The sequence below is a fragment of the Chamaesiphon minutus PCC 6605 genome (genome assembly GCF_000317145.1).
GTDB lineage: Bacteria > Cyanobacteriota > Cyanobacteriia > Cyanobacteriales > Chamaesiphonaceae > Chamaesiphon > Chamaesiphon minutus.
Map to the genome: position 1 here is coordinate 2,109,070 of NC_019697.1, position 20,158 is coordinate 2,129,227.

Sequence of the window (20,158 nt, forward strand, 5' to 3'; positions counted from 1 at the left end):
ACGTCAGTTCTGGTAAAAATGGAACCGTAGTGAACTAATTTAATCATAAACCTTACAAATATTCATCTATCAAAAGTCGAATTTAAATTGCTAAAACGTTTGGATAATATTCAAACGTTTAGAGCTTTATTTGCAGTTTAAATTAATAGTAATTGCGGTTATGGAGAGCTTATCAATTCATTAGAATAGGGCTTGAAATATTTCGTCCCTTGCTCTTATGTGGATTCAATACGCTTTATTTTCTTCTTTCCTTTGGGCAATCGTACATATTCTTGACGAGCATTGTGTAGACAGTATTTTTAGTAAGCCTTGGTTGGGAGTTATCACCAGCTCCGGTATCTCTGCCGGAATTTTCCTACTAGTACCATTCCTAAATCAGCCGATAATCATCCCCAGTTGGGATGTGCTGTTAATTTGTATGTTCACTGGGGCAATCATTCAGCTCAGTCAGGTCTATTATTTTCGTGCCTTAGATTTCAGTGATTCGGGGACTGTCGCAGCCTACTGGAACCTTACGCCAACATTTTTACCAGTTATTAGTTATTGGCTATTTGGTTACATCATTACAGGTAATAACTATATCGGTATCGGTCTACTATTAATTGCTTCGATCGGACTGTGTGTAATCGATAAGTTCGAGAGCAAGTGGGATACTCTCTATTTGATGTCTATTGCCGCCTCGCTTCAGACAGGAGTGGTACTGCTAGAAAAATATATCTTCGATCGATCTCAATTTTTTGGGGCTTTTTTATCTATTAGCATGGCGATTGTCATAACTGGTCTACTTAGCTTGGGAATGCGAGAAGTTAGGGTTTCGCTGGTGAAAGACCTGCCCAAGATTAAGAAGGCTCTACCCGTATTTATCATCATCGAATTAATTAACTGGGTAGCCTTATACACGGGGCAAACTGCGGTGAAGATGGGTGTTCCCTCTTTAGTAAGTGCGATCGAGGCTTCTATCCCCGCTTTCGCGTTTGGAATATCCTTATCGATCGCCATGCTGCACCATAAGATCGACGCAGAGACAAAGCGGAAGCTACCGATTAAATGGATGATGGTTGGTTTGATGATGATTGGGGTGTGGCTGATTGGGGCAGGGATAGAAGCATGACATTCAGAACCAAACCTCAATATCTCTACCCAATTCTCAAAGATATTGAGTGGTCTGTACCTTTTCTATTTGAACGGATTTACCGAATTGATTATGATATCACTACTAAACATTGGGCAGCTTATCCCTTTAGTGAATCTCTAGATCGTTCGATTAAACCAGTTGTTATTGTAACCATCTATGGAGGTTGGGAGAACCCTAGTTACCGATGGCTGCGCTATGGTATTGATGCGATCGTCGAAGAACGTAATTTCGATTTAATGCACCACTTTTTCAAGCAAGATATTCTTTCAAGCATTTAAACCTTTCGATGATAACTACACCTATCTTTACTCGTCAGCCTCCGCACATTCGCTCTTGCACGAGTTTAAAAAGTTTTCGTAACATCCTCAAGATTGACTATTACCCCAGCCTCAATCGCTGGGAGAGCCATCTAATTTTCAATCGCGATGGTAAAGTTTGCCAGCAGTTTGTTATCGTCTGCATTCACAGTTGTGAAGGTGAATCTACTTTTGAGTGGTGCCGACCAGATTTAGATGTAATTATTAGCGGGGGACGTAAAGAGGTAATCGATCGACTATTGAAAGAAGACATTCTCAAGTATTTAATTCCCACATTTAACTAAACTTTATGAGTTCACAAAGCATTCCCACTGAGAGAGCGATCTTTAGAGAACAGCCCCCCAACTTAAAACAACATAGTGGAATCATAAATGACTCTCAGGGAGTATTCAAAATCGATTATGCTCCATACCTAAACAGATGGTTTAGCCGCCACACAGCTAGCCGTGATGGTGGGATAGGGCAAAATTTGATACTCGTGAATGTATATAATCCCCAGACTAAGATTACCTGTGAATGGTGCAGACCAGACATCCAAGCGATCGTTGAGGAAGAAAACTTATCGGCGATCGATCGACTGTTGAAGGAAGATATTTTAAATTACTTACTTAATTAGCATAGAAATGACTACCGCACTAATAATTTATTTTGGCTACGCTTATACACTGGGACTCATATTAGTATTTGGACAGGGACGGAAGTTATCAAATCTAGATGAAAGCGATCGGGATTAGTATTTTAGCTGAAAGATAGAATTGAAATAGAGTAATTATTATGATTTTACAACTCAATCCAACTATTCTAGTGGAAACACCTTTAGGGCAGGGACAAGCTCTATTTCTAATCGATTATGGAATGCACCAAAATACTTGTTGGGTAGTTGCTCTAAATGAAAATGGAATTGTCAAGCATTTTGATTGCAATGATATAGTTGTTTCTGTTAACTATACCTATCATCTAAATACAAAAAAGCATCAAAATCATTCAGTTGGTAAGGAACGAAATCAAGAGCAGGGAAAAGTTGCCGCGCCGCGAAACGCCGCGCTATCTTCTTGTGCTTAGAGCCAACAGACCGCGCCGCCTTCTCTTTGGTCATGCCGCGCTAGTCCTTGGTTAGAATGCAACATCTAGCAGTATAAATGAGTCGTCAGAGTGGTGACAAATAGTAAATGTAAAGGGCTGTTCGTAGCTATTGAGACTGTCACTAGCTACAATCGCAAGGTCATTTCCTTCGAGATAAGAAACGATAGATACTGCGGCTAAAACTTCCACAAGATATGTCGTACTAGCATCTTTTCCTAAGCGTGAATCTACAATCCCAGTAGTAATGATTTTCTCGACAACAATGCGATCGCTCTGCTGATTACAAATAGAAGAAATTTTAAAGTCTGGAATAGAGAACGCTGGGAGGTTGAACCGTCGCCAGCTCATAAACTCACCTTTTACTAGTAAGCTCTCTGCTAAGTAACAAATTTTTTTATCGATAGAATTCATAGCTTAAAAGTAAATTGACATCATCTTGAGAAGCGTTACTGGATTGGAGCGGGCATCCTTACGATCGGTAGCACTCTTTATTTGTGTAATGTAACGACGATCGCTCTGGAGAATCAGAACCTCCTAACCATTGATGGTAAGGGATTCTGATGTTTGCGGGTGTGAAAAGTCAACATTTTATGGGCACGATCGTATATTTTTGTCCCGATCTGTCACGCAATATCTAGAAAATAGATATTAGTGTTTTCGGATGAGTTATGGATAAGTATCAGATTGAGTATCGCAATCGAGTTCTTCGTGACTATATTAGAGATCGTAACTGGGATAAAAATGATGAATATCTTCTAAAGCAACAACTTGTTAAATGCAGCACTATATTATTGCCTGAATACCCATATTTAATAGAAGATGAATGGGAAGTGGAAACTAGTCAATCAGACAAAGGAAAGGGAGATTTGGTATTTGCCAGCGAATATTTACGTTTTGCTGTTGTTGAGATTAAATATATAGACCGTAAAAGTACAGGTCGTACTGCATCAAGAAAAAGAACAGCAAAGCGACAGGAAGTTAAACAGCAAGCTATCGATTATGCGGCTATTTATGCGAGACGACATCTTCAAAATGTCGAAGTATTTACATTTACAAATGAAAAGGAGCTGCCCTGTTCGTTAGGAATCTATAACCCACATACTGCAAGCTGTTTTAAACAATCTTAAATTCAGGTAATTCGCTAATCTTGATGGTAAGTTCGAGTTTTCCGGTAGTAGCCATGAGCATCTAGATCTATGTTGTTATCATAAACAATGTAAATCTTCTGATGCCCCGTTTGCGTTGGTGTAAGCCTGCCTTCGGTACAGTGTCTCGGAGGGAATCGCAAAACTCCCAAGTAAAATGTCTCCACGCAATTTTCGTCGGTTCACTTCACAACAACCCGCTCAAGAATCTACATCATTCCCAGATTCAACGATTAAAGAACAATTTCTTCCTGAATCGATCGAGATTTGTTGCCCTGTGTGTGGTTGCATCAATCTCGGTGAAGATGAAATGGGGCAGATTTGCTGCGATGAATGTGATTTTGTCGATGTCGTTGAAATTTAATCCGATGCCCACAGATTTAGTGCTAGGGATTATTTTCTAAGAAGCGACTACCTACAGCGAGCGTGGCTACACCAACGATCGCAACCGTTCCACAAAATCCGACTCCCGATCGTAACTCATCATCAAGCGGTGAGTCGATCGAGTCATGGCAACATACAGTAGTCGCGCATCATCCGCTGGGATGCTGTTTTGGCGTGGTAGATAACCCAACCCTGGAATGATGACATTGGCAAACTCTAAGCCCTTGCAGGAGTGTAGCGTCATCAGTTTGACGCTTTCGACCTTGGGTTTATAAAAGCGACTGTCTGAGTCTTTATTCAGCCATTCAATTGGGAGATCGGCAGCTTGAAATTGAGTATAAATTTGCTCTCCTATGAATCTCAATCCGTGGAAAATACCAATTTCATTTAGAGGCACACCTTCGGTCTGAAACTGCTTGACTGTGGCGATCGCCAATTTGACTTCTGCTTGAAAGCTGTCACAGCGAGTTAGTTGAGGGGGAATGCCTCGTCGTCCCGCGCTCAAAGGTTGAACCAATGGCTGCTCGTCGTCGCTAGCATTGATAGGCTGCATGATGTCCTTAGCGAACTCATAGGCTAGGTTTAGTACTTCGATCGTGTTGCGGTAGTTTGTTTTAAGGATGGATGTCCGCCCCCGTGCTTCAATACCGACGCTTTTGAATGAGAACTTTTTACGTTTTTGCTGCCCACCATATAAGTTTTGAGCGTCATCGTAGAGCAGTAACAGTGAATTTTGCTCGTCGAGGACATGGACGAGCATAGTAAACCACTCTGGCTCGAAGTCGTGTCCCTCATCGATCAGGATGCTACTGTATTGTCCAGCGGGAATTCGACCATCCGCGATCGCTTCTCTGACCGTGCGTTCGAGGTCGGCAATGTAATTATCCGATTGTGTTGGGAACGGTACGCGGTGGCGGCGGAGTTGGTCTGTACACCAACCATGAAAATGGCGAACGTGGACTAATCCATCGAGGTTTGATGAGGCAATCGCTTCTCTGAGTCTGGAGGCTAGCGCAACGTTATAGCAAACTATCAGAATTGGGCGTTCGGGAGCGAGTGACGCTAGATAGTTGCAACGGTACAGCAAAATCATCGTCTTTCCAGATCCTGCTACCCCATGAATTACTCGATGTCCATCGCCCAGGCTCCGCGCTAATGTCTCTTGCTGGAGGTCGAAGATTTGGATTAGGTCAGAGGGAATTTCTCTAGGAGCAACGGGAATGTCTAGCTCAACATCGGGGTCGGGGTCGGCGATTGGATGTTCGGCGAGGAATAACGCGAGCTGTTTTGAAGGTAAGCGACATTCGGGGAACATCAGCCACCGAATCCGATCGACTTGTTGAGGCGTGACCGCCCACTCGAAGGTGTAAGGGTACATCCCCCACAATTTTTCTTGTAACTCGACCGAATCTTTGGGCTTGATTTCATCCTGACAAATGACCAAGTACTCGTCGAGGATCGAGTCTAATTCGCTTTGAACGAACGCTTTGCGGGTAATATTTGCCAGCACTAATCCATACCCGTAGGGACAGATTAGCTGCCCTGCGTACAGACCATCAGGTTGCACTAAATCTCGATCCTGGCAGAGCAACTGTTTGATTGCCAAGACATATTTTCGAGCCTGTTCGAGAGGATTAATAACCGATTTGACCCCATCATTGGTAACGATCGTGAAGGATTTCCGATTAGCATCCTGAATCGTACCGATTTTCCAGTCCTTGACTTCCAACACCAGCAATCCTCGCTGGGGATGGAGGAGTGTAAAATCGGGGCGGAGGTTTTTCTTACCAACGGGTACGTCATACCAAATGGTATAGTCATCCTCTAAATTATCTTCTAAGCTTTGCCCCAGCCGCTTTTCTCCGCCTGTCATATCGGAAGCGCAGCTATTGAAAGTCGGGATGAGTTTTGCCATGTTTGAGCTGGGGGTTGAAATTTTAGCTACTTATTAGCTTTCCCAGATATACCTGAAATGACACAAAGTTCAGATCTTTAGCCGATCTCAGCCATCCTAATCCCTTCTAAACTGATGAGAGCAATTCAGTTAGCGATCGTCGTAAGGCGATATGCAAGCCTCGATGTTCGGGCAGCGCAACAAAACAAGGTATCTAACAGAGTTTAAGAGCAATCCCCGCTACTATCGGGATGTCATCGTTATTACTTATTTGCCACCATCACGCGCATTTGGCATCAGAAGGGACATCAATCCCGAAGGCGCGATCGAGACTCGGATCGTATTAATCGAGATCGTTCTGCCCACAAGCTCTAAATTCTACCGCTGTCATAGGGTAGGTATTGTCGAGACGATCGATCGCACCACGGCTAGTCAAGAGTGGAGACCTTTTTTCGAGCGGATTTGTAGCGATCTATATCGGGAGGTCGATCGGGATTTACTGAGCTGGTAGATTCGATCGCCTTCGTAGGGGTTTTTTGTATAAACCCTCGAAAAGGGGGATTCTGAGTTTTATGGTACTTCCGAACTAGATTTTCCAAGATAACGATAGACACTCGCCTTAGAAAGATCGAAGTCTTTCATCAAGATTTTAATCAGAACACCCTGTTGGCGTTGAAGCTGAAGCTCCACCACCTGTTGGGGAGATAATCGTTTACTCCTCCCAAACTTGACACCCAACTCTTTTGCCTTATTAATGCCATCTAGCTGACGCTCAGAGCGGAGTTCAGTTTCAAATTCAGCGATCGCCGCCAGCATATTAAAAAGTAGACGACCCGTAGCATCAGAAGTATCAATATTTTGGTCGAGAACCTGCAAAGCGACATTTTTGCGCTGGAGTGCATCAGCGATCGTGCAAAGGTGAAGAGTAGAGCGAGCTAACCGATCTAACCGCGACACAATCAACGTATCGCCGTCTCGGACATATTCCAAACAAGCAGCAAGCTGAGAACGCTGATGGTTAGTACCACTTTGTGTTTCTTGATAGATCTTGTCGCAATGTTTGAGTTTCTGTAACTGAACGTCAAGACTCTGCCCAGACGAGCTAACTCTTGCGTACCCAACCAAAGCCATACAAACACCTGTAGATGTATTTACGTCTCATTATGCCTTAAAGGATAAGAGAAAGGTATTTTGAGACATGGAAAGAGACATAATTAAAGAACGTCCCAGAAAGTGTACTTTCTGAGACTCATAAAATTGAATAATGAGTAGCCAAAATGAAAGATCGAGGTACTGAAATCACCCGCAAGGACAAGCGGTTGAAGATTCTGGCTACTGATGAAATTGAGAGTATTTACGCTCGACCTAAATTTAACCGTGAAGAACAAATTGAATACTTCACACTATCACAATCGGATTTAGAGATTCTTGAAGTATTTGGCTCAATTAAATCTCAAGTATATTTCATTCTTCAATTAGGATACTTCAGAGCAAAGCATCTATTCTTCATATTTACATTTGATGAGGTTAAAAACGATTTTCAATATATTATCGAACAATATTTTAATTCCAAACAGCTCGGTGGAATCAAAGTAATTGACAAACAGACGCGGCTCAAACAACAGCGGTTAATCCTCGAACTCCATCGCTATCATCTATGTGGGAAAGAAGAACGTCAAGAACTCGAACAGAAAGCACAACAATCGGCAAAGGTTTACAGTAAACCTGTTTATGTGTTTCGCGAACTTGTCAATTATCTCACAGATCGAAAGATTGCGGTTCCAGGTTATACCTTAATGCAAGACATCGTTAGTCAAGCTTTGACTAACGAGCACAATAGATTAATAAAAATTGTAAGCGATCGGTTGCAAGCATCTGAGCTAGAAGCCTTTGAAAAACTATTAGAAGAATCACCCGGCTTATACGAAATTACACACCTCAAACAAGAGCCGAGAAATTTTAGTCTCAAAGAAACTAAGTATGAGATTCAAAGAGGCGAGCGATTATATTTACTCTACACGATCGCTGAAAGCTTATTGCCAGAGATGGAGATCTCTAATGAGAGTATTAAATATTATGCTGCGTTAGTCGGTTATTACTCTGTTGCCAGATTGAAACAACTGAACAAATGGACAGCATATATTTATATTATCTGTTTTGCTCATCATCGATATCAGCAACGCTCGGACAATTTAATTAACTGTTTAATCTCTAGAGTGAGGCATTATAATGATGAAGCTAAAAGTGTTGCCAAAGAACGTTTATATGAATGTCATCTTGAGATTAATGAGAATTTTCAAAAAGCAGGGCAGGTGCTCAAACTGTTAACAGATGAAAGTATTGAAGCAAATACACCTTTTAAGACGGTTCAATCTAAGATCTTTGGGATTCTACCACGTCCAAAGTTGATGGTTGTTGCCGATCGAATGGCGAAGATAGTCAGTTTTGATGAAACTGCCTTTCAATGGGAACACATTGATAAATTAGCTCATCAGTTTAAGTTGCACTTGCGACAGATAATATTAACAGTTGAGTTTACCACAACACTAGCTCAGGATACATTAATCGAAGCGATCGATTTCTTGAGAGTAGCATTTAAGAAGGGTAAGCCACTCAAGGAATTCCAGAGTGACTTATTTCCAGTCGAGTGTGTCCCAGCTTCTGTTACAAGTTATCTCTACACGAGCGACCGCGAACAAGAACAGCAGTTAATTCCCGATCGCTATGAATTTTTAATCTATCGACTACTCCGTAACGGATTAGAATCGGGTGATATCTCTTGTCGAAACAGTATTCATTTTCGGAGTCTTGAGGATGACTTAATTGACGATCTGCGCTGGCAAGACAAGCAGGAATTAATGATTAGCAATAATCTCACTATTTTAGCCCAGCCAATTATCGAACATTTAGCCCTACTTGAGCAAAATCTTGAAAAGCGGATTGGTGAAGTTAATCGTCGCATTGCTGACGGAGAGAACGAACACTTTCAGATTAAGAAGCGTCGCAATAAAGTTAGTTGGAATCTCTTATATCCTCAAGGTATCGATCTCATCAATGCACCGCTCTTTGATAGTTTAAAACAAGTTGATATTGCGAGTATTCTTCACTTTGTAGATCGACATTGCCATTTTATCAAAGCTTTCGAGCATGTATTAGGTCGTTATCATCGACAAGCTGTGGATGAGCATGTGATTATTGCTTGTTTGATTGCTTGGGGTAATAATATGGGTATGGGTAGGATGGGTCAAATCTCTGATATTAGCTATCAACTTCTTAGCACTACCTCGGAGAATTTTATTCGATTAGAAACGCTCAAAGATGCAAACGACCTGATTAGTAATGCGATTGCTGAGTTATCGATATTTCATCATTATGATATCGGGAATCTCCTTCATTCTAGTAGTGACGGACAGAAATTTGAAGCTCGAATTAATACAATTAATTCACGTCACTCTCCTAAGTATTTTGGACTGAATAAGGGTGTTGTCTCGTACACGCTCGTTGCTAATCATATTCCGGTTAATGCCAGGATTATTGGGGCTAATGAGCATGAGAGCCACTTTGTGTTTGATATCTTATTTAACAATACGACTGATATTCAGCCGAATATCCATTCCACTGATACTCACGGTACGAATGAGATTAATTTTGCGGTACTGCATTCGTTTGGTTATCAATTTGCTCCTCGCTATAAAGATATATATGACAAGGTTAGCAAATCTCTATACGGATTTCAACATCCCAGTAACTATGATAAGGATTGCGTCATCAAGCCAATTCGTAAAATTAATACTGAATTAATTGTGGAGGAATGGGAGAATATTCAACGCATTATGGTTTCACTAGCAGTGAAGGAAACTACTCAAAGCATAATTGTAGGTAAACTCAGTGCTTATGCGCGGAAGAATAAGACTAGACGGGCTTTGTGGGAATATGACAATATTTTAAAAAGTTTATATTTGCTTGATTATATTGACTCTTTACCGTTGCGTCAAAATGTTCAGCGGGCATTGAATCGAGGCGAAAGTTATCATCAGTTACGCCGAGCTATCTCACATGCTAATTTTGGGAAGCTCCGCTTTAAGTCTGAGTTAGAGCAACAACTATGGAGCGAGTGCGGACGTTTGATTGCTAATTGCATTCTTTATTACAATGCCAGGATTTTGTCTAGTGTTCTCGAACATCGAGAGCAGCTTGGAGATCTTCAAGGGGTTGAAGACTTGAGACAGATTTCTCCTGTTGCTTGGCAGCACATTAATTTGTATGGTCGTTATGAGTTTCGCAAGTTTGCTGATTCGATCGATCTCGATGCGATCGTTGAGCAGCTAACCCAAGCCCCGTCTCGTTAATTTCCAGAATCCCCCTTTTCGAGGGTTTATACAAAAAACCCCAGTTTCAAACCTCCCATCGGCAACCCCCTTTAATCTCAATGCCGATGAATTAATTGCCGCGTTTACCAATTTCCTTCAATTCGATGTTGGTGCTGGCGGAGCTAGTGCCGAAACGATCCGCACTTATTGGTGTGAAGTCCGCTATTATCTGCTCTGGTGCCAGACAAATCAGCTTCAGCCCCTAACTGTAACCAGAGATCAGATTAAGATCTATCGTCACCATCTCGTTCAAAAGAAGTATAAACCTACCACCATCAGTCTCAAACTAGTCGCCATCAGTCGGATGTACGATGCGGCGATGGAGTATGGATTGCTAATTTCTAACCCCGTCTGGGGAGTTAAACCGCCCAAACAGCGCAGCGATCCTGCCGAACGGATTACTTATTTAACTGCTGATGAAGCCCAAGCCTTCCTCCAGGCTCCCCTAAATAAGCCTGCATCGCTCAAGACGTTGCGCGACCAACTGTTGTTGGGAATTATGACTTTAGAGGGCGCGCGGACGATGGAAGTCCATCGAGCTAACGTCAAAGACATCGTGCGCGGGGTGATGGGTGTGGGGATTACGGTTACTAGCAAACAACAGCAGCGGATCGTGCCGTTAATTCCCGAATTGGTGGATTTACTCGATCGGTATTTACTCTCTAGAAGAAAGGCAGGGTATAGTATTGCGGGGATGACACCGCTATTTATCAACCTTTACTATCGTCCTCGCAATTTAAAGGCAAGCGAGCAAGATTTTCGGTTGTCGCGGCGGGGGGTGAGAAAGATCGTCGATGGTTATCTCAATGCCCTCGATCTCAAGTATGGCGAGGGTCGAACTTTATCGGCTCACTCATTGCGGCATACAGCAGGAACCTTAGCGATTCAAAGCGGTGCCTCGTTGCGGCAGGTTCAGGATTTACTGGGACATGCCGACCCTCGGACGACGGCGATCTATACCCATGTCGGCGACAGGTGGTTGAATAATCCGGCTTTGAATTTAGGGATTAAACTTACTCCCGATTAAAAAGCCTCAGACGAACTAAAACTATCCGAACGAGCATCACTGTGACTATTTGTTAGTAGGGATTTAGAGCCATTGTTTAGGGAGTGCGCTCTTGAAAACAATTGCCAATAGTTTGGAACGCTCGGAACGGCAAAGACTATTGTAGAATAACGTCACTTGTGTGTGGGCATTCGTGACAAGTTAAGCCTGTAAGCTAACTGTCAAGAGAGTTTTAGACGCTGGTTGGAAGAAAAACGGGTCGTCAGGATGCCTGTGTTCAGGAAAAGGGGCAATAATCAACTTAACATTGGGCTTGCGGATAGTTTTGACAACACCAAGATCTTGATTCTCAGGGGCAGCAAAATATTGAATCGGGTCAATGGTTAAACCTTTGTGATGTGCGACATAAAAATGATATAAACCACGATATACCATCTCTAAAGAAATCCGGTCAAAAGGTAATGCTAATTCATCAGCTATCGCATCACCCAAATCAACTAATACAGCATAAAATAACCAAGTTCCCCATAGCTGTAATTTAATACCATTAATTGAACCCGTCCAGATGTAACTTAACCCTAACAATCTTTTGACAGTATTGAATGCCTCTTCAATTCGCCATCTTCTACCATATAAATCAGCTACTACATAAGGTGGTAAAATTAGTGGATCGAGGACACTTGTCAGATATGAATGCCACGTTTTACCCGATTTGATTTCCACCAACCTTAACGTGACATAAGGCATTTTGTCTTTGCCTGCACCCATTCTCACCACTCGGTCACGAATGCTGTAGCTATTTGTGAATACTTGTTCGACTTTTAAGGCAGCACCCTTTTTGAGTCTAGTGATAAAATGTACTTTCTGTTCGATTAACTGCTGCCAAAATTTAAAGTGATAGAATCCTCGATCTAACAGTAATAGAGTTCCTGATGTTGCTAAATTAAGAATATCTACCTCTAATTTAGTGTCTGATGCTTTTGCATTTTCTAGAAACCAGATCTCTACTGGCAGTCTAGTAATTAAATCGATGACCACACCCATCTTTCCGGCTAATTGCCCGATTGGGACATCTGCTAAACTATCTAATTTTTTAAATATCCCTTCCATTGTCGATCCATCACATGCCCAAATTCTATCGAATTTTCCTCTGGTAAATTCAATACTCTGTGGTAACTCTCTTTGTTTTCTACTATGCCATTTTTCTCTAAATTCTCCTAACATTTCTTTGAATACTCGCTCGAATATTTCGGCAGGAAATGTCAAAAATCTTTCGGACATTGCTTGGTTACTTACCTTCACTGGCTGACACCACAAGCATCCTTCTCGCTCCAGCATTCTGGTCAGTTCTCTTACTCCTGGCACGTTTCGCCATAGTAATGTCAGTACCGCTGCTAGCATCAATGGTAGATTTAAGATTCGATTTCTCAATCCTAGTTGGCGATAGTAATTCGATTGGGCGAAGATTGCTGGGGTCAGTAATTGCTCTAGTTGCGCTGCTACGATCTCATCTTCTACGGCTGGTTGGTTTTGTTTCTTGGCATGGTCGCGATTTGTCTTGCGGCGGCTCATTCGATGCTCCCCCCTTTTCTCAATCTGTTGCCTAGCCTAAGTTTTACACCTTTTCTTTATCCCCTTGACAAATCCCTAATTTTCTTAACTTGTCACGAATGGTGTGTGGGTGGTTTAGCCAAACACAGACAAGCGAACTACCCGATCTCTCTAGAGTTTTTGGATTTACACTATTTTCACGTCATACTATGCCAAAGCGTTCGCATCGCGGTTCCTTGGGAAAATCGTCCAAACGAGATGATGATGTTATTACTCCAGATCGCTACATTGCCATCGGTAATCGACAATCCCAAACTGGAAACTATTCTAGTGCTCTAGTTGCTTACGATCTTGCCGTCGAACTTGCTCCTAACTATGCTTTAGCCTATAACTATCGCGGTTCGTTTAAGTATGCCCGCTTGGGAGATATTCAAGGCGCGATCGCTGATTTTGACTCGGCCATCGATCGCGATCCCGATTATGCTGTTGCTTATGCCAATCGGGGCCTACTTAGGTATCAGCAGTTGGACGATATTCAGGGTGCCTTAGCGGATCTCAATTTGGCGATCCTCCTCGATCCTCGCGATGCTTCGGTCTATACCACTCGCGGTTTGATTAAATACGGCGAGCTGGGTGATGTTGAATATGCTCTAGCGGATTACGATTTGGCAATCTCGATCGACCCTACTTTCGCTGCGGCCTATAACTGTCGCGGACTGCTAAAAAATGTCAAGCTGATGGATATTGAGGGTGCCCTCGCCGATTACGACAAAGCGATCGATCTCGATCCTACTCAATCGGAGGCTTTCTACAATCGCGGTACGCTCAAGCATAGAGAACTGGGCGATCCGATCGGGGCATTGGCCGATTACGACAAAGCGATCGATCTCGATCCCAATCTGGCTGCTGCTTATTTCGTGCGCGGTTTGCTCAAGCGGGATTTTCTCGACGATCTGCTTGATGCCGCGAGCGACTTTGCACGCGCACGCGACATCGATCCCCAGATTGCGGCAGATCCTTCGTAATATCGCAGGAGACGTTCGCGTAGCGGATGAAATGGCGACGATTGCCGCACTCGCTCTTTGCGATCGATAATTTTCAAAAACGACAAATCGGAGCGGACGATCTCTGCTTTCAGTTCCAAGTAATTACTTGGAACTCATAATTGCACTCAAAGCTTTGTCCAGCATGGCTTTGAGCAAACACTCTCTCGTAAATAACATCAGGTTCGATCTTGCTATTAAAGGCTAAAACTCTTACATAGCAACAATTGACAGTTAGAAGACAGTTCCAAGTAATTACTTGGAACTGTCTTCTAACTTAAAACCATTTCTAACCGTGCCTTTTTCAGCAATTAAAACTTCTAAGGTCGATCCCCGCTCTCATCTGCGATTGGAGTTGCTAACATGGTACGAATAAAGATTGAGATTGAAAGAAAGTATGGTTGTCGCGCGTCAAGAATGGCTGGACTGGGAGTTCGATCCCCCTGGTTTTTCACAGTATGGCTGTGATGACATTGGCGATCTACTCGCTAGTGGGCAGATGTCGGTCGAGTTTCTCGACTATGGTGACGACTATGAGCCAACTGAAGCAGAACTTGAAGAGGCGCGTCTGTGTCGTAGTGACAATCGGGAAATTGAAGCAGAACTGAGAAGGACGGTAAGTTACGAGGACGGGGAAACAGAAGCTCGGTACGAAGATCGGATTAGCGTGCAAGTTAGCCTCCAAGCAGGTCGGAGAGCAGATCGACGCGCAAAAGAGCGAATAGAACAAGGACTGCCTGACCTCGCGCACAACCCTAATGCTCTTTGACAACCTCGACTAGTTGGTAATCGCTCATGCTAAAGTTTGCTGAGTTTGACATCAAGACAGGTAGACCGATTCTCCAATACGATCCGGTCAGTGACGCTCAAACTCAAAGCTATAAGGCGGTGGACATTGCGTATCTACAACACTGGCTTAAAACCAGGAAATTAGAACGCGCTCCGCTCTACACCGCCGATTTCTATGAAGGTATCAACCCATCGGACAACGAACGCCTGCTCAAGCAAGGTAAGCACGTTGTCTTCACGGGTGGTACCAGCGGTAAATATGTTTCTGCTTATTTTACCGACGCGGCGACCGCCCAGGCAATTCTCATCGGTAACGAGCGAGAGCCACCCCTCTACGAACTGGGTGATAAAAGTGCCCACTATGCCGTTGCCTACGGTTCCTTGCCCATTTCTGACTGCTACAAGGACGCGATTGTCAAAGGTGGTAATGGACGTTCGATCTTAATTGTCGATGATGAGGCTCAATCGGTCGGTAGCGAACCGATAATCGATCGAGATGGCAAGCCAGTTAGAGACTTGAGCGATCTGCTCTCTAAGATGGGCGATGGGACGATGCTCTTGCCCACTGGATTGATGCGGGAGCTGCTGTTAGAAAAAGAAGTCCACACCATAATTCGGCGGGGGATCGCTCGCACAGACCGCGATTTGAACGAAGAATTGGGGGTAGTGGGCGAATGGCTGGATGAAGTTACGGGCGATAAAGTTGAGGATGAACTAGTCGCCCTCATCGCTGCCGAATATCGCGCCAACGGCAGAATCGGCACATCCCACGTTCACTTAGATACTGCCAGAACGATAAATAAACGGCGTTGCTGAATTGATGTATGATATGGCGACCGCCGCTTAGGCGGCGCGCAAGCTTCGAGACCAAAAAAATATTCAAAATAGGATGAAATCTTTAGCTACATTTAATAGTTAGCTGAATATGGGATGGGAACATCCCAGAACTTGAGATAGTGAATTAGTAATCTAACTGAATGTGCCAGCATTTCTTTCGACTTAGAATAGCAAAGCGTCTTGCGATGAAGTCTGGCTAAATAGTGTCTAAGCCTTGTATTTTCTCCCTCTACTCTAGTCATATAAGTTTTACAAATAATCTGGTCTCCATCTGGAATAAATATCGGGTAGACTGGCCATCCATCCGTGATGTAAAAGTAGCATTTCCAGCTACTGACTAGTTCCCATAATGGCTGAAAAGTTTTTGCACTGTGGTCGCCCAGTACCCATCCTAAAATTCCTGGGTGAAAGTGATTTACTGCCGTCCAGAGCCAGATTTTGTTTTTTTTGAGCCAACAAATGTTTCTAGTTCATCCAGCTCTCCTACTTGTGGAATTATTTCTGGTGCATAAGCATTTGGGAGTAATTCACCGACTTGCTTAACCCAATTAATAATACTTGTATGATGTACTCCCTTAATTCGCTCAATTGCTCTGAAACCCATCCCATTTACATACATGAGGAGACATTCTTTTTTAATTTCTTCTCCATAACCTTGATCAGTTTGATAACAATCTATGAATTGTCTGCCGCAATCAACACAGATATGATTCTGTTTGCCTGCTTTATGCCCATTTTTATTAACACGAGTTGACTTACACTCTGGACATTCGATCGACTCTAATTTACTGTTCATTGTTTTTAGTCAACTTTACACTCGATCGTTATATCATACATCAATTCAGCAACGCCAAATAAACTGTTAGATCGAGCCGCAGACGAGAGTGTCATCCAGTTTAGAGCGGCGATAACCGATACCCCTGGGATGTTTAAGGGGATGATGAAGACAAGTTCGTGGTGCGAACGCCTGGGTGTCGCCGCGATCGTTAGTAAGAATTGCATCAAAGGTAATGGCGTAGATCTCGATACTGTCGGTATTTTGGAGCTGAACAAAGGCTCGACTCTGTGGATCGGGCGTAAAGAAGTCGCCGCCTGGGGCGAACAATCGATAGGGATGCAGGTAAAAATCTGTATCCCCTCTGCCACCGAGCGAGAACTAAACCCGCTGGCGTTAGCTAAAGCGGGTCAACTGACAGAAATTGCCGTCGATCCATATTTGCTCGGTCAAAAGTATATCGCGGATGACCGCCGCAAGAAATCTAATTTGGCGATCGTCATCGATGACAATGGCGAAGTTAGCGGACAAGTCAAACAAAAAGATGCCCTTGCCGACTTATTAGCCCTCGATGTCAATGGCGAACTCACCCAAATGCCGACGATCCAGCGGCGATTGACCGAAGCCCTGCGGACGAGCTGGATCGATGCAGCGACTAGCGGGGTCGAAGTTCCCTCTGCTGTGGCTCAACATCATGGCAAATTGGATGTCTGGGAAATCTGCAACCGCCAGCTTCCACATGGGGCGGTAGTGGCTTTTTATCGCTCTCCAGTGCCCAACGTGTCTGCTTTTGCCTTTGGCATCAATAACCTCGATTTTAAAGACGTAGACCCCGAATCTTTCGATAAGCGGGGAGTGGTTTATGTAAACCCCTGGACTGCAAAAGAAATAGCCATCTCCGACTTTGACGGCGATAGATTCGGTCAGTTTGTCGGCTACGTCGCTAAAGATCCCCCTGCGTTCATCGGTCAAATGCGAGAGGTGGTATCTGCTTACCATTCTCCATCTAGGCGTTATGAAGCTTTTCATGCTGCGATGGCGCAATCGATTGAGTTGGGTACGGATTTTGAGCGTGGCACATTCCCTTTATCGGTTAATGAATTAGCGGTCGCGACTAGTTTGGAACATCGACCCCAACAGATTAAGAAAGCTACAAAAAAGCCGCATCGTTGGGAAAGATCCCAAAATCAACCAATTTCTGAGGCGATTTTTACCGCCTGGACTAAAGTTGCTGCCAACCCCATTTCCAAGGTGGCAAATTTGGGGATGAACCTGCAAATGTTGGCTGCCAATGCGATGAATATACCAGCTAATGAAAAAGCCGCTTTACTTCACAAAATTGGGACGGCGTTCGAGAAACTAAAGGCTATTCCCAGCAATGATGTCTTAATTAACGCAGGGCTTCCCGCCTTAGATCTTCAGGCTAGAATCGATCGGGTCACAGCAATAAATCGCTCGATTTCCCCGCTAGAGCGAATCACCTCCCAACCTCAGATCGAGATTGCCACGACTGGACTTGCCCAAGTTGCCACAATCCTCAAAGATTATGCTGAATACCCTGTTGCCAGTCAACTTCAGGTCGCCGTCGATTCACTTAAAAGCAGTAACGGAATCAATGAGGATTTATTTAAGTTCGGACAAGCTCTGTGTTACCAAAAGAATGAAGTTAGATCGGAGTTAAAAGCCGATTGGGTCTACAGTACGGACAAATCCCATTCACAAGGTTTGAGTACGGTTTTACCTGCAAATACCTACGAACCGATTGGCGACCATGTCCGGGCGGTTAATGACATTTTTGAGAGCGTTCTGCAAGCCCAGCGGGATATTAAGATCGGTAGAGAAGACCTCAATGCTGCCTTTCGTCAAATCGTACCGTTAACTCATGATTCTCAAGAGTCAGCCTTAGTGGATGGTTATGTAAGCCAATATCGGGCGGCACGAGATAACCTCAGTGTTGCCGCTGCCCGACAAAACGAACGACGATTTGAAGATAAACAGCCCACCTTAACAATTACCTCTGCCAACAGTGGGAAAACGTTCGAGGTTCATCGGACGATTCAAGCCCAAAATAAGAATACTGTTAATAAAAATCGCGTCTGGGAGTTAGAACCAAGTCGGGTTTATCAATTCTCGATCGAGGCAAACCCGACCGTTAGGGCAACTCCGACCGCTGGGGCAGATCCTTATCTGGTAAATCTCATTGATGCCCAAGATAATAAAATCGCCATTCTCGGCTCTACAACTTATGAGATGCTAGAGCAAGGTAACTTCGAGATAGCAAAATTAGATGCAGCTATGGAGCAGCGCGGCTCGGTGAAGCTCCAAGGAAGAGTCGAACTACATCCACCCCGCATGATGATTAACGATACCGACCGTCATAAAGCCGTGATGACGCAGGTACTCGCGAACTTAAAAGCAGCTATCCCCCCAGAGCGCGAGGATGCGGCTCTATCTGCCATTTGGTACGGCAATCAATCGACCGACCGCCGCGTCCGTAACAGTAGCGCGGGGATGTCGATCGCCACTAAGATCTTACCCGATCGCTTGGGGGCTTACTTGGGTGTCAAGCGCACGTTGGATTTAGGTCACGTTACCGAGTATGGCGGCATCCTTGCTGACTCTAATACCACGCTCGATCTCAGGATTGATAACCTCATCAAAAAGGAAGGAGCTGGAGCGATCCCGATGGTTTCAGCAATTCTCCCCGATGGCTCCACGGTCGAGCTGGGTGGTATCCTCAAAAGTGCGCCGCCACCGCCGCCAGGAAGCATTATTGCGGGGACAGTGACTCGGAAAGTACGCGATATCGATATTGTGGTGGGAGGCGAGAAACGTAAGGTGGTTCCCACTGCCGAACTCGCCCATGTCGGTTTAATCGAGCCGACGAGTGCTACATTCGCTTTTGAAGTGCGAGATCGTGGCGTTGAGGTGAGAGCCATTCATGGAGACAGCACGACAGTACTCGGAACGCTCGTACCGAAGGCTCGCGATGGCACTGACACTATCCCCATAGCGAATGAGGGTAGCTTTGAGCGGACGCTCCACACCCATCAAATCGAGGTACATGTACGGGAATTTGTCGCTCATCAGTCAGTGAGTGATATTTTAAGCGGTGAGCCGATCGTACTACCACGCGAAACTAATTCTAATTTACCCCCATTACATCGACCCGAATCTTCTCCTCCAGAGCGATATCTGCCAAATCGGGCGGAAATTGTTGGTTGGTACAAAGCCGCAGTCGCAACTAACAATGCGGATGACACTCAATATTTAATCCAGATCGGGCAACAACTCAAGACAGCTTACATGGATGAGCTATTCATGCAAGATCGATCGCCAGTGGAGACTTTACCTGATGATTACCACAGTGCCACAGTATCGATGTCGATGACAGATAAGCAACGCCTAGACTCAATGCGCGATCGTCCGTCACCGTCTTATTATCCCACCAGAGCCGATGTGGTGAAGTGGTACAAAGCAGCGGTGAAAGTCAATGCTCCAGATACTCAATACCTGATGGATTTGGGTACGCAACTCAAGACGGCATACTCGAACGAGCCTTGGATGCAAGGTTATTCGACGGTGGAGCGATTGCCCGATGAATATCAGAATTCTGCGGTATCGGTGTCAATGGAGGATAAGCAACGGCTCGACTCGATGAGCATTCGTGCCAACGAACCATCGCAGCAAATAGATCGCACATCGCGAGGTCGCTAGGATATACCGTGGGAACATAGTCAGGATACGTGGTTTTTAGCCCACATTCCGCTAGTTCGATCGGCTAAAAAATAATAAGATCTATAATCCTTTGCTAGCAACCTTTTTAGCG

General features: G+C 44.2%; 19 protein-coding genes. 14 read left to right on the top strand and 5 right to left on the bottom strand.

Features of this window, described 5'->3' with window-relative positions:
- The first annotated feature begins 217 nt into the window (after positions 1 to 217).
- The 5 genes from CHA6605_RS09810 (at position 218) to CHA6605_RS09830 (ending at position 2,514) form a co-directional block, all read left to right on the top strand.
- Complete coding sequence (locus tag CHA6605_RS09810; protein ID WP_015159310.1) at positions 218 to 1,111, top strand: EamA family transporter; 894 nt, start codon at positions 218 to 220, stop codon at positions 1,109 to 1,111.
- On the top strand, positions 1,108 to 1,413 hold the full coding sequence (locus CHA6605_RS09815; protein ID WP_015159311.1) for a hypothetical protein: 306 nt from the start codon (positions 1,108 to 1,110) through the stop codon (positions 1,411 to 1,413). Before CHA6605_RS09810 ends, CHA6605_RS09815 begins: the two co-directional genes overlap by 4 nt.
- A gap of 8 nt (positions 1,414 to 1,421) precedes the next feature.
- Positions 1,422 to 1,736, top strand: coding sequence for a hypothetical protein (locus CHA6605_RS09820; RefSeq protein WP_015159312.1), 315 nt, complete (start codon positions 1,422 to 1,424; stop codon positions 1,734 to 1,736).
- Between the two features lie 5 nt (positions 1,737 to 1,741).
- Positions 1,742 to 2,068, top strand: a complete 327-nt coding sequence (locus tag CHA6605_RS09825; protein ID WP_015159313.1) for a hypothetical protein — start codon at positions 1,742 to 1,744, stop codon at positions 2,066 to 2,068.
- Positions 2,069 to 2,226: 158 nt separating this feature from the next.
- A complete protein-coding gene (locus CHA6605_RS09830; protein WP_015159315.1) occupies positions 2,227 to 2,514 on the top strand; it encodes a hypothetical protein in 288 nt (95 codons plus the stop codon).
- A gap of 51 nt (positions 2,515 to 2,565) precedes the next feature.
- Here the strand turns inward: CHA6605_RS09830 and CHA6605_RS09835 are convergent, their stop codons facing one another.
- The gene (locus CHA6605_RS09835) at positions 2,566 to 2,946 is read right to left on the bottom strand and encodes a hypothetical protein (protein ID WP_015159316.1); all 381 of its coding nucleotides are present in this window, start codon (positions 2,944 to 2,946) and stop codon (positions 2,566 to 2,568) included.
- Between the two features lie 257 nt (positions 2,947 to 3,203).
- On the opposite strand from CHA6605_RS09835, the gene CHA6605_RS09840 reads away from it, so the two are divergent.
- Together CHA6605_RS09840 and CHA6605_RS09845 are read left to right on the top strand one after the other, a co-directional pair.
- A complete protein-coding gene (locus CHA6605_RS09840) occupies positions 3,204 to 3,662 on the top strand; it encodes a hypothetical protein (RefSeq protein ID WP_015159317.1) in 459 nt (152 codons plus the stop codon).
- 175 nt (positions 3,663 to 3,837) lie between these two features.
- The gene (locus CHA6605_RS09845) at positions 3,838 to 4,044 is read left to right on the top strand and encodes a hypothetical protein (protein WP_015159318.1); all 207 of its coding nucleotides are present in this window, start codon (positions 3,838 to 3,840) and stop codon (positions 4,042 to 4,044) included.
- A 66-nt stretch (positions 4,045 to 4,110) separates the two neighbouring features.
- On the opposite strand, the gene CHA6605_RS09850 is transcribed toward CHA6605_RS09845, so the two are convergent.
- Complete coding sequence (locus tag CHA6605_RS09850; RefSeq protein WP_015159319.1) at positions 4,111 to 5,979, bottom strand: 3'-5' exonuclease; 1,869 nt, start codon at positions 5,977 to 5,979, stop codon at positions 4,111 to 4,113.
- Positions 5,980 to 6,130: 151 nt separating this feature from the next.
- On the opposite strand from CHA6605_RS09850, the gene CHA6605_RS09855 reads away from it, so the two are divergent.
- Positions 6,131 to 6,469, top strand: a complete 339-nt coding sequence (locus tag CHA6605_RS09855; RefSeq protein WP_015159320.1) for a hypothetical protein — start codon at positions 6,131 to 6,133, stop codon at positions 6,467 to 6,469.
- Between the two features lie 59 nt (positions 6,470 to 6,528).
- On the opposite strand, the gene CHA6605_RS09860 is transcribed toward CHA6605_RS09855, so the two are convergent.
- Positions 6,529 to 7,089 (bottom strand): recombinase family protein, encoded by a 561-nt coding sequence (locus CHA6605_RS09860; protein ID WP_015159321.1) that lies wholly within the window; start codon positions 7,087 to 7,089, stop codon positions 6,529 to 6,531.
- A gap of 146 nt (positions 7,090 to 7,235) precedes the next feature.
- Between CHA6605_RS09860 and CHA6605_RS09865 the strand changes: the two genes are divergently transcribed.
- Both CHA6605_RS09865 and CHA6605_RS09870 read left to right on the top strand, forming a co-directional pair.
- Positions 7,236 to 10,307, top strand: coding sequence for a Tn3 family transposase (locus tag CHA6605_RS09865; RefSeq protein WP_015159244.1), 3,072 nt, complete (start codon positions 7,236 to 7,238; stop codon positions 10,305 to 10,307).
- A gap of 28 nt (positions 10,308 to 10,335) precedes the next feature.
- Positions 10,336 to 11,355 (top strand): tyrosine-type recombinase/integrase, encoded by a 1,020-nt coding sequence (locus tag CHA6605_RS09870; RefSeq protein ID WP_015159322.1) that lies wholly within the window; start codon positions 10,336 to 10,338, stop codon positions 11,353 to 11,355.
- Between the two features lie 180 nt (positions 11,356 to 11,535).
- Here CHA6605_RS09870 and CHA6605_RS09875 read toward each other — a convergent pair whose 3' ends face one another.
- Complete coding sequence (locus CHA6605_RS09875; protein WP_015159323.1) at positions 11,536 to 12,906, bottom strand: IS4 family transposase; 1,371 nt, start codon at positions 12,904 to 12,906, stop codon at positions 11,536 to 11,538.
- Between the two features lie 188 nt (positions 12,907 to 13,094).
- Here CHA6605_RS09875 and CHA6605_RS09880 point away from each other — a divergent pair, with 188 nt between their 5' ends.
- The 3 genes from CHA6605_RS09880 (at position 13,095) to CHA6605_RS09890 (ending at position 15,533) form a co-directional block, all read left to right on the top strand.
- Positions 13,095 to 13,910 carry a tetratricopeptide repeat protein gene (locus CHA6605_RS09880; protein WP_157259945.1) on the top strand — a complete coding sequence of 272 codons (816 nt, stop codon included), beginning with the start codon at positions 13,095 to 13,097 and terminating at the stop codon, positions 13,908 to 13,910.
- A gap of 403 nt (positions 13,911 to 14,313) precedes the next feature.
- Positions 14,314 to 14,697 (top strand): hypothetical protein, encoded by a 384-nt coding sequence (locus CHA6605_RS09885; protein ID WP_157259946.1) that lies wholly within the window; start codon positions 14,314 to 14,316, stop codon positions 14,695 to 14,697.
- 26 nt (positions 14,698 to 14,723) lie between these two features.
- Positions 14,724 to 15,533 carry a hypothetical protein gene (locus CHA6605_RS09890; RefSeq protein ID WP_015159326.1) on the top strand — a complete coding sequence of 270 codons (810 nt, stop codon included), beginning with the start codon at positions 14,724 to 14,726 and terminating at the stop codon, positions 15,531 to 15,533.
- A 92-nt stretch (positions 15,534 to 15,625) separates the two neighbouring features.
- Here the strand turns inward: CHA6605_RS09890 and CHA6605_RS32810 are convergent.
- Positions 15,626 to 16,329, bottom strand: a protein-coding gene (locus CHA6605_RS32810) for an IS1 family transposase (protein WP_422678764.1) whose coding sequence is annotated in 2 segments (ribosomal slippage) — positions 15,626 to 15,990 and positions 15,990 to 16,329 — 705 coding nt in all. Because the reading frame shifts where the segments join, the coding sequence is not laid out codon by codon here.
- A gap of 162 nt (positions 16,330 to 16,491) precedes the next feature.
- Between CHA6605_RS32810 and CHA6605_RS09900 the strand changes: the two genes are divergently transcribed.
- Positions 16,492 to 20,046: a hypothetical protein gene (locus CHA6605_RS09900; protein ID WP_198288480.1), complete on the top strand. Its 3,555-nt coding sequence runs from the start codon at positions 16,492 to 16,494 to the stop codon at positions 20,044 to 20,046.
- Positions 20,047 to 20,158 lie beyond the last annotated feature (112 nt).